Below are 13,788 nucleotides of genomic sequence, written 5' to 3'. Positions count from 1 at the left end.
TGGCGACCGCGGCGGCGACGATCATAGGGCCCGTCCCCAAAGGCTGTGCCGGATCCGAGAGTGCGTATGAGCGTGCGTGAAGCCTACTCCGGCCATGAGAGCTTCGCGTTGCGCTATGGGTGGCTGCCGAAGCTGTACGACGCTGTCGCCGACGACTCCAAGTTGTTCGCCGACGAAGACGCGGCCATCGCCCGGCTTGGATTGGGAAAGAACATGGTGCGAGCCCTGCGTTTTTGGGGCGACGCTTTCGGATTGCTGGCGCCAGACGGGCGGGCCGTTCACCCGACACCGCTGGCGACCGCGATCCTAGATCCCGTGCACGGGCGCGACCGCTATGTTGAGAAGACCGAGACCCTCTGGCAGCTGCACTGGGCTTTGACGACGCGGGGGCATCTCGGCGCTTGGAACGTGGTGTTCGACGAGATCTCCGATCCTGAGATCTCGCGTCGGCACCTCACCAACATGGTACGCCAACGGGCTATGCGGACTCGCGGTGAGATCAGCCCGGCGACCCTCAGCACGCACGTCGCGGTGTTCTTGCAGTGTTACGCGGGTTCGGACCAAAGTGAGCTCGTCTTGGAAGATACGCTCGGCTGCCCTCTGCAGGAGCTGCGGCTCTGCCGCTTGGTCGAGGGGGTCGGTGATCAGATCGTCAAGATGCCGCGCGGACCGAAGCCTGGCCTGACCGTGGCGGCCTTCGCGCACATTCTGCTCGACCATTGGCGAAATCGCTTGGGCGAGAACCGCACCGTCTCGCTTCGAGCCTTGCTGCACGAGCGCTTTGCCCCGGGTAAGGTGCTCAAGCTCGACGAGGCGGCGCTGCTGGACCGGTTGGAAGCGATGTGCCGCGCGGTGCCAAGTTTCGCGGTTCGCGAGGACGGCGTCGGCGGCATGCATCTCGTGGCCTTGCGCGAAGATGCCCTGTCCCATCTTCAAGAGGCTGCCGCGTGACCGACCTGTCCTGCATTGCCGACCGGATCGCCGTCGCGCGCCGTTACGTTCGGTCGATCGACGTCCTACGCGATCTCGACGACTCAAGTGCCCTTGAAGGCTATGTGCCGACGCCGACGGTCGACGACACGCTGCACCGGCTTCTTCGCGGCTTGGCCGTTGGGTCGACCCATCGCGCATTTCGGATCACCGGACCCTACGGGGCGGGAAAATCCGCATTTCTCCTGTTCCTCGCCCGCCTGTTCTCGGAGAAGGAGCAGGCCGCCGCGGCGACGCGTCTGCTTCGCGCGCGCTGTCCGGACCGTGTTCCCGAATTGAAGGCCACGCGCGCCTACGAGCCGCTCGTGATCGTTGGGCGGCGCGCACCCCTCGCGGATCTGATCCTCGAAGCGCTCGCGCGCAAGCTCGACGACTGGCGCGCTCCAGGTCGGCGGCCCGCTGTCTTCGAAACGGTCGCGCGCCTCCAAGGCGAGCGCCGGGACGGACGTTGCGAGGACGCAGAGGTTCTCGAGACCCTGCGCGAGTTCGCGCGGTACGTCGACCGCTCGCGGGATGGGGGAGGAGGCGTCCTCCTGATCATCGATGAAATGGGTCGGTGCCTTGAGTACGCCGCCTCGCGGAGGGGCGGAAGCGATACGACGTTCTTTCAGGCCCTTGGCGAACTCGCTGCCGGGTCGGGCGAGGCGCCGCTTGCGATCGTCGGCGTCCTCCACCAGCGCTTTTCCGAGTACGCCTCAGGCCTGGGGCAGACGGTTCGCGAGGAGTGGTCCCGTTCCGCAGAGCGCTTCGAGGACCTGCCGTTTCAGGAATCGGTCGAGCAAATGGCCTTCTTGCTGGCGGAGGCCATTCAGGTACGCGGCAAGCACAAGCCGGCCATCGTAGCCGCGGCTGATGCGGTCTATGAGCAGGCGGCGCGTCTCGGCCTCTTCCCTGGGCGAGGAGCCGAGATCGGCGCGCTGGGACGCCGCCTCTATCCGCTGCATCCGACATCCGTGGTGGCCCTTGCGGCAATGGCCCGGCGGTTCGGACAGAATGAGCGGTCCGCTATCAGTTTCCTGCAGAGCTCCGAGCCGAGCGGCTTTCAGGATTTCGCCGCCAATTCTGCCTATACGGCTGACAACTGGTACCAGCTCGGCCACCTCTTCGACCATTTGGCCGCTCGCGGGGAGGGGGGACCGCGCGACGGCCTGCTCGCGCGCCGCTGGCGTTTGCTCTCCGACACGTTGACGGTCCACCGCGATATGCCGGCTCTCGAGGCGGCTGTTCTGAAATGCGTCGGCCTGCTCAGCATCCTCGAGCCGCTCCCAGGTCTGCGAGCCGACGCCGAGAGCTTGGCGTTCTGCCTTGATACCCAGCCTCGCGACGCCGTTCTCGAAGCCCTCGACGCGCTCGTTCGACGCCGGATGATCTACAGACGCCCGCACCGCTCGGACTACTGTCTTTGGGCCAGCAGCAGCGCCGATCTGGATGGATGGTTGGAAGAGGCTCGCCGTCAGGTCGCGGGCGTAACGCGCGTCACCGCCGTCCTGGCCGCGCTTCCAGCGCCTCGGCCGATCGTCGCGCACAAGCATTATCACGAGACCGGTACGCTGCGGGCCTTCGGAGTGCGGTTCGCGCTTTCGGACGCGACACAAACTCTGCCGCCACCGGGCATTGACGGTTGGGTTGTCGTCCATCCGGTCCATCCCGACGAGGACCTGACAACCGCGGTGAACGCCGCGATGGCTGATGCCGGTCCAGCCATCGTGCACTGTGTGCGCCAGGTTTCCCCCACAGTTCTCGCCGCGGCGAGCGAACTGAAGGTCTGGCAGTGGGTCGCGGACAATTGCGAGGAGCTCGCCGTCGATGATCTTGCCAGGCGCGAGGTGCGCGAGCGGCTCACGGAGGCGGGTGCCGCGCTGGCCGATGCGCTCGCGCCGCTCACCGGCCCGGCCTCCGACGGTGACGCGTCAGCCATCTGGCTGCATGCGGGACGCGTCGTCACCGTTCCGGATCGTGCCGCCTTGCACAGGTTGCTCAGCGACGTTTGCGACGCGGTCTTTGCCGGTGCTCCGATCGTCCATAACGAGCTGATCAACCGCTCGAAGCTGTCGTCGGCTGCTGCCAGCGCCAGGATGCGCCTGCTCGAACTCATGGCCACGAACGGCACGGACCCCAATCTCGGCTTGACGGGCACTCCGCCGGAGCGGGCTGTGCTCCTCTCCGTTCTCCAGGCCGGTGGATTGCACCGGGCGAATGAGCGTGGCCAGTGGGCGTTCGCGCCGCCCCCACCCGGCCACCCGGCGCGCTGGGCAGCCGTGTGGCAGGGCTTGGAGACGATGCTGGCGGATGCCGCAAAGCCCATCGACCTCGAGACCGCCATGATGCGGCTGGCGCAGGCACCCTACGGCCTTCGGCAGGGGGTCTCCCTTGTGCTGCTGACCGCCTTCATCCTCGCCCGTCGTCAGGATGCCGCCCTGTTCGAGCGCAACAGCTTTGTACCCGAGGTCACGGGCGCGCTGCTGATGCGCGTCGCACGCAATCCGCGGAATTTCGCCGTCCGCCTCGTCGCTCGCGAACCGAGCAGGGAGTGTGTCCTAAACCGTCTCGCCTCCGATCTCGCGATCTGGCGAAATACGCAGCCCCTTCCGGAAGCGGCCAGCATCACCGAAAGCCTGATGCGCTGGTTCCTGGCGCTGCCCGGGTACACGCGGGAGACGCGCTCAATCGGGCCGCTCGCCCAGGCTGTCCGCGCGGCTCTCGAGAAGGCACGGGACCCGATCGATCTCGTCTTTGAAGCGCTGCCATCCGCTTGCGGCCTGGCGCCGGAGCCGGGGACGGCTCTGAACGCTGAGCTGTACGCCACGCTCCTCGACGACTGTCTTGAGGAGATCGGGGCGGCTTACGAGCGGCTGAGGGCCGAAGCCACCAAGATCCTTGTCGAAGCCTTCAGCGCGCGCGATGTCGGGCGTGTGCGCGACCTTGTGCGCCTCGAATATCTCCCGTTCGAAACTGCTTTGACTGACTCGCGGATGCGCGCCTTCGTGCGACGTTCGGCCGACCCGGGCATGTCGGACGAGGCCTGGATCGATTCGATCGCGAGCCTGCTCACGGGCCGACGCCCTGACGCGTGGCGGGACCGGGACCTCGATGTCTTTGCCTTTGAGGTGCGCGCACTCGTCCCGCGCTTGGCACGCTGGCTGGCCGCGGCTCGAGCGGGCGCCGCCGCCAAGGCGCCGGTTCTCAGCGTTCACGTGGTCTCACCTGATGGTGGGGAGGCCTCTCTCGTCGTTCATCCCGATCCCGGAGGCCGCGAAGAGCTCGCGGACCAGATCCGGGCCCTGCTCCAGGGCCGTGGGGATGCGGCGTTCCTGCTCGGTCAACTTCTGAGCGAGGAGGTTCACACCCGCGCGACAAAGGACAATCTCCATGCCTGACGCGCCGCCCCGTCACGTCTTGAGCTTGTCGGGAGGCAAAGACAGTGCCGCGCTCGCCCTCTACATGCGCGAGCGGATCCCGCAGATGGAGTACGTCTTCAACGACACCGGTAAGGAGCTACCTGAGACCTACGCGTACCTCGATCGCATTCAGGATTATCTTGGAAAGCCAGTGATCCGACTGAACGCTGACCAGGGGTTCGATCATTGGTACGACGTTTACGGCGGGATGATTCCCTCAAATCATCGCCGCTGGTGCACCAAGATGCTCAAACTGAAGCCATTCGAGACATTCATTGGCGAAGAGCCGGTGCTGAACTATGTCGGCCTGCGTGCCGATGAGGAGCGATCCGGGTACATTAGTCACAAGCCGAACATCACGCCCGTCTACCCGTTCCGGGAGGACGGCCTGAAGCTCGCCGACATCGAGCGCATCCTCCGCGATTCCGGCGTCGGTATGCCCCCTTATACCGAATGGGGGCGGACCCGCTCGGGTTGTTTCTTCTGCTTCTACCAGCAGAAGATCGAGTGGTTACAGCTCAAGGATAAGTATCCCGATCTTTATGAGGCCGCAAAGGTCTACGAGCGCCCGTATCCTGGCAGTGGAAATGTCTTCACCTGGAGTCAGGGAGAGAGCCTCGAGGAGTTGGAGCGCCCGGAGCGCGCGGCAGCGGTCCGGCGGGAGGCTGAGCGCCGCCGCGCCAATCGCGAGGAGACACGCGCCGACCTGACCTTGGCGGAGGTCTACGCCAATCGCTTCGCACCACCGAGCGAAGACGACGACGCGGCGTGTGTCATCTGTACGATTTGATCGGCGGCACGCCCGGGCTACGGGGCCTTGTGCGATTCGGTTTGGGGAGCGAGTCTGAAGCATCTGCAGTCCAGGTTGAGCCGGAGCTCGAGCGCGCGGTTACCGCGGCCCATCGGCAGCACCAGGCGCTTCGCCAGCAAGTCGTAATTTACGGCTTGAGCCGACCAGGGCAGGGGCTGGAAGCGCTTCTCACGTTAGGGAATTCGCAACCAACGCTGCGCCCCAGGCCCGCGGGCGGCGCGTACGGACAGCATCGACGTTGGCGATGAATCGCGCGACGATCGACTGGACCGTTTGGCTATTCAGGCCATACCGGCCGCCCTTCGTCTCAGCGCGAAGTTCGGTCTCAGAAGGCCACGGCTCATTCACCTGTCGGCAAAGATGGTGATAGCCGGCAATATTGTTCCACAGCCGCGCGACCTCCACCTGCGCCGAGCGCAGGCGTTCGCGCAAATCGACGGAGAGACCTCGAGAGGATAGATCGAGACCGATGTTATCCTCGCGCCACTTAACCTTTTCCTGCCGGGTAGCGGTGACGCAGCGATGCGTCCCCGCTACCCGGCAGGAGGTTCTATCAAGACATCCCGAGGTACTGTCGTGAGTACCGCACCCTCGATGGCTCGATCAACTCACGCGGTTCAACATCGCGCGATCGGGTCCGCTGCGTGCACAAAATACGGTCTTCTGAATTTTTTGTCCCGCCGCGTTTTCCCCGGCGGCTCTCAAATCCAGAACAGGCCGAGCAACACGGTCGCTTCGGCGGCGACGAGGCCGACGATCAGGCATAGCGAGATCCTGTCGACACCTAAGGTCGGGCCGGTCACAGCGTGGTCGAGCACGATGGATCTCCTCGGATGAAACGCCCGGTCGGCCTGTGTGGTTTGTTGCAGGAGGACTGTACGACTGAGTGATACAACGGATTTTTTCCTGCGATTGCACTTATGTTTCTCGGAAATGCCAAATTTGCTGCGAAGCTGTGGCGGCCGGCAGCGGCTCTGACGCCTGTTGGGGTTGGATACAGGCCGGGCAGTCGTTCAAACCAAGCAGAAACCGCGCTAGCGGCCAGCGCTGACGGAAGGTCGAGGTTTGGCCGGGCCGGACATCGATCCAGGTGCGACCCTGGCAAAGGGGGCACGGGCCAGCGGCGGCAGTTTTCACGCGCTCGTCCTTTCTCGCCCGCAGCGGCTTGCGCAGACGCATTCTGGGATTTGTCGATCTCGCTGAGGGTGACCGCCGTTCGGCGCTGGCCCGACGAGCCATTCTTCCTCAACGGCCAAGGCTCAACCGCGGATCGACGTGCGCAAGAACGGTGCCGGTCGCGGGATGAACAGTCGTCGGAACAAAGGCGGCGGGCACCGGTTCTTTGAATGCACAGTACGCATGGTGTGCAATCTTCAATCCCGCTCTTGGCGCGAGCTGCTCTTACCTCAGAGAGCAGCTCGTTCCACGTGGGGTATGGCCGGCGACGATGATCGTCAGGCGGGGGCGGGGCCGCCCGCGTGCTCGAGGTTGCACGCATGTGCGGCGAGCACGGCGCGGAGATCCCGCAAGGCGGCATCCGCGTCAGCCAAGTCGCGGTCACGCTCGGCGAGGTGGCTCAAGAGCCCGGTGAGCGCATCGGTCAGGTTACTTGTCAGAAGACCGGCATCTCAATCGGCAGCGCACCCCATCCGGTCCCAGGTGGTAGTCGACCTCGGCCTGCAGCGCGTAGGGCAGCGCCTCCTGGATCAACTGCGTGCCGTGACCGCCTCTAGGCTTCGCGGACTACGATCTGCCGCTGCAGGACGCGGTGATCGTGGCCGGTATCGTCAGCAACGACCTTGTGGAAGGCGACAAAATAGGTGCGCATCAATCGGCCTCCGCTCCATCGCAGGCAAGTTTGGATGCGACGAAGCGCTGATGGCTTTGATCTAGCGCAAGGACGTCCGGCCGCAGGCATGAACCCAATCGAAGCAGCGCTGCGAAATGACCTTCGATGCCTCGAATGGTCTAGTTCATAGCCGTCGAAGCGGCTCGCCTCCGAAGCCGACTGAATGAAGCGTTCGTTTGGAAGTCTGGGCTGACAGAGGGGTGAGGCATTGAGTGAGAGCATCCAAGTAGAGGCCCGCTTTCACTCTGGTGATCTTCGGGCTGAGGCAGGGAGGGACGGCGTCACGTTGACGATGCATGGGGACGAGGAGCACGCCTACGCTGATTTCGACTGGAACGCTGCCCTCAAGCTCGGCGGGTGGTTGGTGGCTCAGGCGCGCAAGCACGGGATCGAGCCAGTGGGCGGACCGAGGCCGCAACTTGGTGCGGCAGCCGTCGAGCCATCGCCAAAGACGTGACGTCTCCCCGCCTTGAAAGGCGGGCTTCCATGCTGGGACAGGCACGGCGTCTCACACCCAAAATGGGCGATATTCAGCGCGGCGCTCTGGTCACGGTCGTGACTTCGGTGACCCTGGAGCTGCCCATGGGTCCGCAGCACATTGCCGACGACCTCGAGGCCTCACCCCTGAGACGGTGAGCCGGACGCTGACGGCCTCTCGACTGCTCGAAGGTAATCCTGATCGTGCCCGGCAGGATCCGCCTGCTCGATCGGACCCAGCTCGACCGCCACGGCGGATACCACTCCCGATGGGCCTGCGGAAACGGACGCCCCGCTCCTCGGTGCAGTTGCCTTGATCTAGAACAAGGACCCGGTCGCCCGACAAGATCAGCTCGACGGCATTGGTCCCGGAGAAACCGATGCCCGACACGCGAGCTCAACCGCCCCAGCCATCTCCGCGCAAGCCCGGCTTGTCGTAGGCGGCGCCGGGCACCGCAAGTCAGCTGCCCGCTTCGGTAGCCATGTCGACCCGCCCCGGGGCGCGGCTGCAAGCTCGTGGCCGATGCTCCATGCATCTTATCTCACGCAGGTCTCGGCCAGCGCGCCTGCCTGCTGTCACCTTCAAGGATTAGACCGGTGTCGACCGAGATCTGCGCGGACTGCCCCGTCCGCAAACACGCGCTGTGCAGCAGCCTCGATGACGAGGGCGTGATCACCTTCACCGGTCTGTGCCAGCGCCGCTGCATCATGGCGGGCGAGACCGTGATGTGGGCGGGCGACGAGAGCCGGATCTGTGCCAATCTGCTGTCGGGCGTCCTGAAGATGGTCGCCGCCACGGCCGACGGACGAGAGCAGATCGTGGGCTTGTTCTACCCGGCGGACTTCGTCGGTGAACCCTACGCAGAAGAGCACGCCTTCACCGTCACGGCCTTGACCAACGCGGAACTGTGCACGATCCAGAGACGGCCCTTCGAACACTTCCTGGAGGAGCACTCGCGGATGGAGAACCTCCTGCTCCAACGTACCTTGCGAGCGCTGAAGGAGGCGCGCCGCCGCATGCTGTGCTTGGCGCGCCTCTCGGCCGGCGAGAAGGTGGCCGGACTCCTCATCGACATGGCTGCACGAGCGGAGCGATGTGCCCGCCGATCGGGACTGAACCAGCCGGTGACCTTCGATCTGCCGATGACCCGCGGTCATATGGCAGACGTGCTCGGGATGACGATCGAGACGGTGAGCCGACAACTGACGAAGCTGAAGGGCGCCGGCGTGCTCGCCCTCTCGGGCAATCGGACAGTGACGATCAAAGATGCACATGCCCTTCGTGCTCGGGCGGCGGCCCGATAGGCGTCAACTCGCCCGCCGGCAGAGGCTGTCGAGGAGCAGGGACTCGCCGCTGGCCGTCAGGTGATCGCGGCCGAGTGCCAGGACCGCAAACTCCTCCAAAACCATCGATTGGCGGCCCGCCGCGAAGAAGCAGCGGAGCATGTACCCGAACGTCTCGGCCGAGATCCTGCCGTTCGGCACCGGCCCTACTTGCAGCGCGGAGATCAGGTCCTCAGCGTGCACGAGGTCATCGGTGTGGCGGGCATCGACGTGGCGCATCAAGGCCGCCGCCAGCGGATCCTGCAACCCGCACCTGAAGACCCTGGCGATGAACGCATCGCCTTCCCGCTCTCCCTCGACGAATGCGCCGAGCGCCAGGCGCAGCTGTTCAGCCTGGGTGTCTGTCGGCCAGATGGGCAAGCTGTCGGCACAGGCTTCCAACAGATCGCATAGGCACGCCACCTGCTCGTGACGTTTCACCATGCGATTCAGGTCTGCTTCCTGAATGCCGCACGACCGTCCCGAGGCGTGTATCGGGCTGTCGCTGGATGTATCTGGCGCCATCATCAAATTCTCCTGACTCACACTCGTGTGGTCATGTCGGCGTCGGCGGCTTCATAATTGATGAGACGGGTGCAACTCGGCCGCTGTTGGAAGTCTATCCCGTCACGGCCGCGACCGACCAGCTCAGCGCATCGTCGAGGTGGCGCTATCCGGCATCGGCATCATGTTCGCGTTGAGGTGGTACATCACCCAGACCGAGCCGCCGATCGTCAGCACCACGATCACGGCCGTGAACAGGAAGGCGAGCAACGTCCAACCGCCCTCGGACTGCGTGTCGAGGTGCAGGAAGCTGACGACGTGGACGACGATCTGGACGAGGGCCAGGGCAAAGATGATCGCCGCCGTGACCGCCGGATCGGGCAGCGCCCCGGACATGACCAGCCAGAACGGGACGACCGTGAGGATGATCGAGAGCACGGCGCCGATCCGGTAGCCGCGGCGGCTGCCGTGCCCGCGCGCGGACCCCTGCGGCCCGGGCGCGGCGTGGAGGGAGTGGGTGCTCAACGGATCACTCCATATAGATAGACGAAGTTGAAGACGCCGATCCAGATGATGTCCAGGAAGTGCCAGAACATCGACAGGCACATGACCCGGCGCCTCATCTCGCCCGTGAGCCCGTGCTGGCCGATCTGGATCAGCATCGTCGCGATCCAGATCAGTCCGACGGTGACGTGCGCGCCGTGGGTGCCGACCAGGGTGAAGAAGGCCGACAGGAACGCGCTGCGCTGCGGACCGGCCCCCTCGGCGATCAGGTGCGAGAACTCGTAGAGCTCGATGCCGACGAAGGCGGCGCCCAGCAACCCCGTGACAGCGAGCCAGAGCCGCGTAGGGCCGATTCGACCCGCCTCCATATGGGGCATGGCCTGCCCGAAGGTGATGGACGAGGCGAGCAGGAGCGCCGTGTTGAGGGCGACGAGCGGAAGGTCGAAGATCTGCCGCGGGACGGGGCCGCCGGCATAGCTGGTGCTCACCACGCCGAACATCGCGAACAGCGAGGCGAAGATGAGCGCGTCGCTCATCAGGTAGATCCAGAAGCCCAAGACTGTGGCACCGCCGCCATGGTCGTGATCGTCCGGATCCAGGTGGTGCCAGGTGATGGCGGCCCCGGGGGCGTCCGTTACATGGTCGGTCATGTCACGCCCCCACGATCAGCGGCTGCCGCGCGCGCTCCGTCGCCGCGACCTCCGCGGCCGGGATGAAGGTGTCGCGCTTGAGGTTGAAGGTGTGCCCGATCGCCACCGCGAGCAGGCCGATGAAGCTCAGGGCGGCGAGCCACCACATGTACCAGACCATGCCGAACCCGAGGGCGAGCGACAGGCCGGCGAGGATCACGCCCGTGCCGGTGTTCTTCGGCATGTGGATCGGGCGGAAGTCGCCCTCGGGGCGTTCGTATCCGCGCGCCTTCATGTCGTACCACGCGTCCAGGTCGTGCACGACGGGCAGGAAGGCGAAGTTGTAGGCCGGCGGCGGCGAGGAGGTGGACCATTCGAGCGTCCGGCCGTCCCAGGGGTCGCCTGTCGTGTCGCGCAACTCCTCGCGCTTCACGAAGCCCATGACGATGCTCATCACGAACCCGAGGATGCCGACCAGGATGATGAGCGCGCCGATCGCGGCGATGACGAAGTAAGGCTGGAAGGACGGATCGTCGAAATGCCGGATCCGACGGGCGGTGCCCATCAGGCCGACCACGTAGATCGGCGTCCAGGCCACCCAGTAGCCCACGACCCAGCCCCAGAAGGCGACCTTGCCCCAGAACGGGTCGAGCTTGAAGCCGAACGCCTTGGGGAACCAGTAGACGATGCCGGCGAACAGGCCGAACACGACGCCGCCGATGATCACGTTGTGGAAGTGCGCCACGAGGAAGAGCGAGTTGTGGAGCACGAAATCCGCCGGCGGGATCGCGAGCAGCACGCCGGTCATGCCGCCGACCACGAAGGTCAGCATGAAGGCCACCACCCATTGCATCGGCAGCTCGAACCGGATGTCGCCGCGGTACATCGTGAACAGCCAGTTGAAGATCTTGGCCCCCGTGGGGATCGAGATCACCATCGTGGCGATGCCGAAGAAGCTGTTCACCGCAGGTCCCGCGCCCATCGTGAAGAAGTGGTGCAGCCAGACCAGGTAGGACAGGATGGTAATGACCACCGTCGCGTAAACCATCGACGTATAGCCGAACAGGCGCTTGCCGGTGAACGTCGAGGTGATTTCCGAGTAGATGCCGAACGCGGGCAGGACGAGCACGTAGACTTCCGGATGCCCCCAGATCCAGACCATGTTCCAGTACATCATCGGCGCGCCGCCGAGCTCGTTGGTGAAGAAGTTCGTCCCGACGTAGCGATCGAGCATCAGCAGGAAGAAGGCGGCGGTCAGCGCCGGGAAGATGGCGATCGCCAGCACGTTCGAGCACAGCGCGGTCCAGCAGAAGACCGGCAGCTTCATCATGGTCATGCCCGGGGCGCGCATCTTGATGATGGTCGCGACCATGTTGATGGCCGACAGCGTCGTGCCGACACCCGCGATCTGCAGCGACCAAAGATAATAATCGACGCCGGTATCCGGGCTATACGACAGCTCCGCCAGTGGCGCATAGGACAGCCAGCCGGTCCGGGCGAACTCGCCGATGAACAGCGAGGTCATCGTAAGCACCGCGCCGGCGGCGGTGAGCCAGAAGCTCAAATTGTTCAGGAACGGAAAGGCGACGTCGCGCGCGCCGATCTGGAGCGGCATGACGAAGTTGATCAGGCCGACTACCAGCGGGATCGCCACGAAGAAGATCATGATCGTCCCGTGGGCGGTGAAGATCTGGTCGTAGTGGTGGGCGGGCAGGTAGCCCTCGTTGGCCCCGAAGGCGATCGCCTGTTGGGCCCGCATCATCAGCGCATCGGCGAAGCCGCGCAGCAGCATGATGATGCCGAGGATGATGTACATGATGCCGATCTTCTTGTGATCGACGCTCGTGAACCACTCCTTCCAGAGATAGCCCCAAAGCCGGAACCACGTCACCGCGCCGACGATGGCGACGCCGAGCAGCGCGACGACGATGAAGGTGCCGAACAGGATCGGCTCGTGGATCGGGAACGATTCCCAGCCGAGGCGGCCGAAGATCGTCTTGAGTGTTGTTTCGGTCATGACGGGCCCGATGGCGAAGGGTCAGGCCTGTCCCGCGCGCCGGGCGCCGGTGACAGGGTGGGGTTCGATGGCGGACTGGTCGCGGTTCCTCGCGTCGCCCGGCTTGGTCTGGCCGGGGGGTTCGGGCGCGACCGGCTTGGTGACGTTCGGGCTCGTGCCCTTCTCGTCCGGCGCCTTCTGCAGCGCGGGTTTCGGCTTGGCGCCGGTCAGCGGCTCCGCCTCGCGGCCCGGCGGCATGGCGGGAGCGGGGTGGGAATGGTGCGGATGTCCGCCGCTCGCTTGCATGTCCTGGCGCATGATGTCGATCATGCACGGCTTGCCGGGCTCGATGCAGCGGTTGACCGCACGGTCGAACAAGCCATCCTGAACGGTGGCGAAGTGCATCACCGGCACCTTCTCGCTCGGCTTGATCAGCTCGACGAGGGTGGACAGCTCCAGGCCGCTCCCGACCGCCTTCACGTCCGCCACCCAGCGGTCGAAATTGGCTCCCTCGACGCCGCGCAGCTTGAAGCGCATGTCGGAGTACCCGCGGCCCGTGTAGTTGCCCGAGTACCCCCAGCTCTCGCCGGGCTTGTTGAGCACCGCGTTCAGTTCCGAACGCATGGTCGGCATGGCGTAGATCATGCCGGCGAGTGTCGGTGCGTAGAAGGTGTTGAACTGGTCCGTCGAGGTGATCGAGAAGCGCACCGGCACATTCACCGGCAGCGCCAGCTCGTTCACTGTCGCGATCCCGAGATCGGGATAGATGAACAGCCACTTCCAATCGAGCGCCACGACCTGGACGTTCAGCGGCTTGGCGTCGGGCGGGACGGGAACGCCGGGCGCGAGGCGCTCCAATGGTCGGAACGGGTCGAGCAGGTGCGTGCTCGTCCAGGTCACTGCGCTCAGCGCGATGATGATGAGCAGTGGGCAGGACCAGATCACCAGTTCGAGCGTGGTCGAATGGTCGAAGCTAGGATCGTAAATCTTGTTCGGGTTGCCGCGCCGGTATCGGTAGGCGAACAGCACGGTCAGCACCATCACCGGCACGATGATGAGCAGCATGACCCCGACCGAGAACAGGATCAGGTTGCGCTGCTGATAGGCGACATCGCCGGTCGGATTCATCACCACCATGTCGCAGCCGCCGAGCAGCAGCGACAGGGCGAGGAGTGGGAGGCCGGCGGCCCGTCTCATAAGGCTGGAATCTGGGCTGGGCATGGCCCCTCGGATAGCCGCCGAGCTTCCGGTCGACTTTGACCGCGGTCAAACCGCGCCGGATTTTCAGCCGCTATGGTCGGCGGCCG

At 65.0% G+C, this 13,788-nt stretch carries 10 protein-coding genes; 4 read left to right on the top strand and 6 right to left on the bottom strand.

Going from position 1 to position 13,788, the window contains the following annotated elements; translation table 11 throughout:
• The first annotated feature begins 66 nt into the window (after positions 1–66).
• The 3 genes from LGR69_RS26475 to LGR69_RS26465 are packed head-to-tail and all read left to right on the top strand — an operon-like array spanning position 67 to position 5,178.
• The gene (locus tag LGR69_RS26475; RefSeq protein WP_230367915.1) at positions 67–951 is read left to right on the top strand and encodes a DUF4007 family protein; all 885 of its coding nucleotides are present in this window, start codon (positions 67–69) and stop codon (positions 949–951) included.
• A complete protein-coding gene (locus tag LGR69_RS26470; protein WP_230367914.1) occupies positions 948–4,367 on the top strand; it encodes a hypothetical protein in 3,420 nt (1,139 codons plus the stop codon). The genes LGR69_RS26475 and LGR69_RS26470 overlap by 4 nt, the downstream gene beginning before the upstream one ends.
• On the top strand, positions 4,360–5,178 hold the full coding sequence (locus LGR69_RS26465) for a phosphoadenosine phosphosulfate reductase family protein (RefSeq protein WP_230367913.1): 819 nt from the start codon (positions 4,360–4,362) through the stop codon (positions 5,176–5,178). Before LGR69_RS26470 ends, LGR69_RS26465 begins: the two co-directional genes overlap by 8 nt.
• A gap of 189 nt (positions 5,179–5,367) precedes the next feature.
• On the opposite strand, the gene LGR69_RS26460 is transcribed toward LGR69_RS26465, so the two are convergent.
• Positions 5,368–5,631 (bottom strand): hypothetical protein, encoded by a 264-nt coding sequence (locus tag LGR69_RS26460; RefSeq protein ID WP_230367912.1) that lies wholly within the window; start codon positions 5,629–5,631, stop codon positions 5,368–5,370.
• A 2,491-nt stretch (positions 5,632–8,122) separates the two neighbouring features.
• Between LGR69_RS26460 and LGR69_RS26455 the strand changes: the two genes are divergently transcribed.
• The gene (locus LGR69_RS26455; protein ID WP_230367911.1) at positions 8,123–8,830 is read left to right on the top strand and encodes a Crp/Fnr family transcriptional regulator; all 708 of its coding nucleotides are present in this window, start codon (positions 8,123–8,125) and stop codon (positions 8,828–8,830) included.
• Between the two features lie 3 nt (positions 8,831–8,833).
• On the opposite strand, the gene LGR69_RS26450 is transcribed toward LGR69_RS26455, so the two are convergent.
• From LGR69_RS26450 to cyoA, 5 genes are all read right to left on the bottom strand, one after another.
• A complete protein-coding gene (locus LGR69_RS26450; protein ID WP_230367910.1) occupies positions 8,834–9,376 on the bottom strand; it encodes a hypothetical protein in 543 nt (180 codons plus the stop codon).
• A 120-nt stretch (positions 9,377–9,496) separates the two neighbouring features.
• Positions 9,497–9,877, bottom strand: a complete 381-nt coding sequence (gene cyoD / locus LGR69_RS26445) for a cytochrome o ubiquinol oxidase subunit IV (RefSeq protein ID WP_230367909.1) — start codon at positions 9,875–9,877, stop codon at positions 9,497–9,499.
• Positions 9,874–10,506 carry a cytochrome o ubiquinol oxidase subunit III gene (gene cyoC / locus LGR69_RS26440; protein ID WP_230367908.1) on the bottom strand — a complete coding sequence of 211 codons (633 nt, stop codon included), beginning with the start codon at positions 10,504–10,506 and terminating at the stop codon, positions 9,874–9,876. Before cyoC ends, cyoD begins: the two co-directional genes overlap by 4 nt.
• A gap of 1 nt (position 10,507) precedes the next feature.
• Positions 10,508–12,502 carry a cytochrome o ubiquinol oxidase subunit I gene (cyoB, locus tag LGR69_RS26435; protein ID WP_230367907.1) on the bottom strand — a complete coding sequence of 665 codons (1,995 nt, stop codon included), beginning with the start codon at positions 12,500–12,502 and terminating at the stop codon, positions 10,508–10,510.
• Positions 12,503–12,523: 21 nt separating this feature from the next.
• Entirely contained in the window at positions 12,524–13,678 is a 1,155-nt protein-coding gene (cyoA, locus tag LGR69_RS26430) for a ubiquinol oxidase subunit II (RefSeq protein WP_230367906.1), read from the bottom strand.
• Between the last annotated feature and the right edge of the window lie 110 nt (positions 13,679–13,788).

This window comes from Methylobacterium brachiatum (assembly GCF_020523825.1).
GTDB classification, from domain to species: domain Bacteria; phylum Pseudomonadota; class Alphaproteobacteria; order Rhizobiales; family Beijerinckiaceae; genus Methylobacterium; species Methylobacterium brachiatum.
Note: the sequence above shows the minus strand (reverse complement) of the source record. Positions and strands in the feature narration are given on the sequence as shown.

Coding starts and splice junctions, on each gene's coding strand:
- LGR69_RS26475 (WP_230367915.1), top strand. CDS start 67: ATGAGCGTGCGTGAAGCCTACTCCGGCCATGAGAGCTTCGCGTTGCGC.
- LGR69_RS26465 (WP_230367913.1), top strand. CDS start 4,360: ATGCCTGACGCGCCGCCCCGTCACGTCTTGAGCTTGTCGGGAGGCAAA.
- LGR69_RS26450 (WP_230367910.1), bottom strand. CDS start 9,376: ATGATGGCGCCAGATACATCCAGCGACAGCCCGATACACGCCTCGGGA.
- cyoC (WP_230367908.1), bottom strand. CDS start 10,506: ATGACCGACCATGTAACGGACGCCCCCGGGGCCGCCATCACCTGGCAC.
- cyoB (WP_230367907.1), bottom strand. CDS start 12,502: ATGACCGAAACAACACTCAAGACGATCTTCGGCCGCCTCGGCTGGGAA.
- cyoA (WP_230367906.1), bottom strand. CDS start 13,678: ATGAGACGGGCCGCCGGCCTCCCACTCCTCGCCCTGTCGCTGCTGCTC.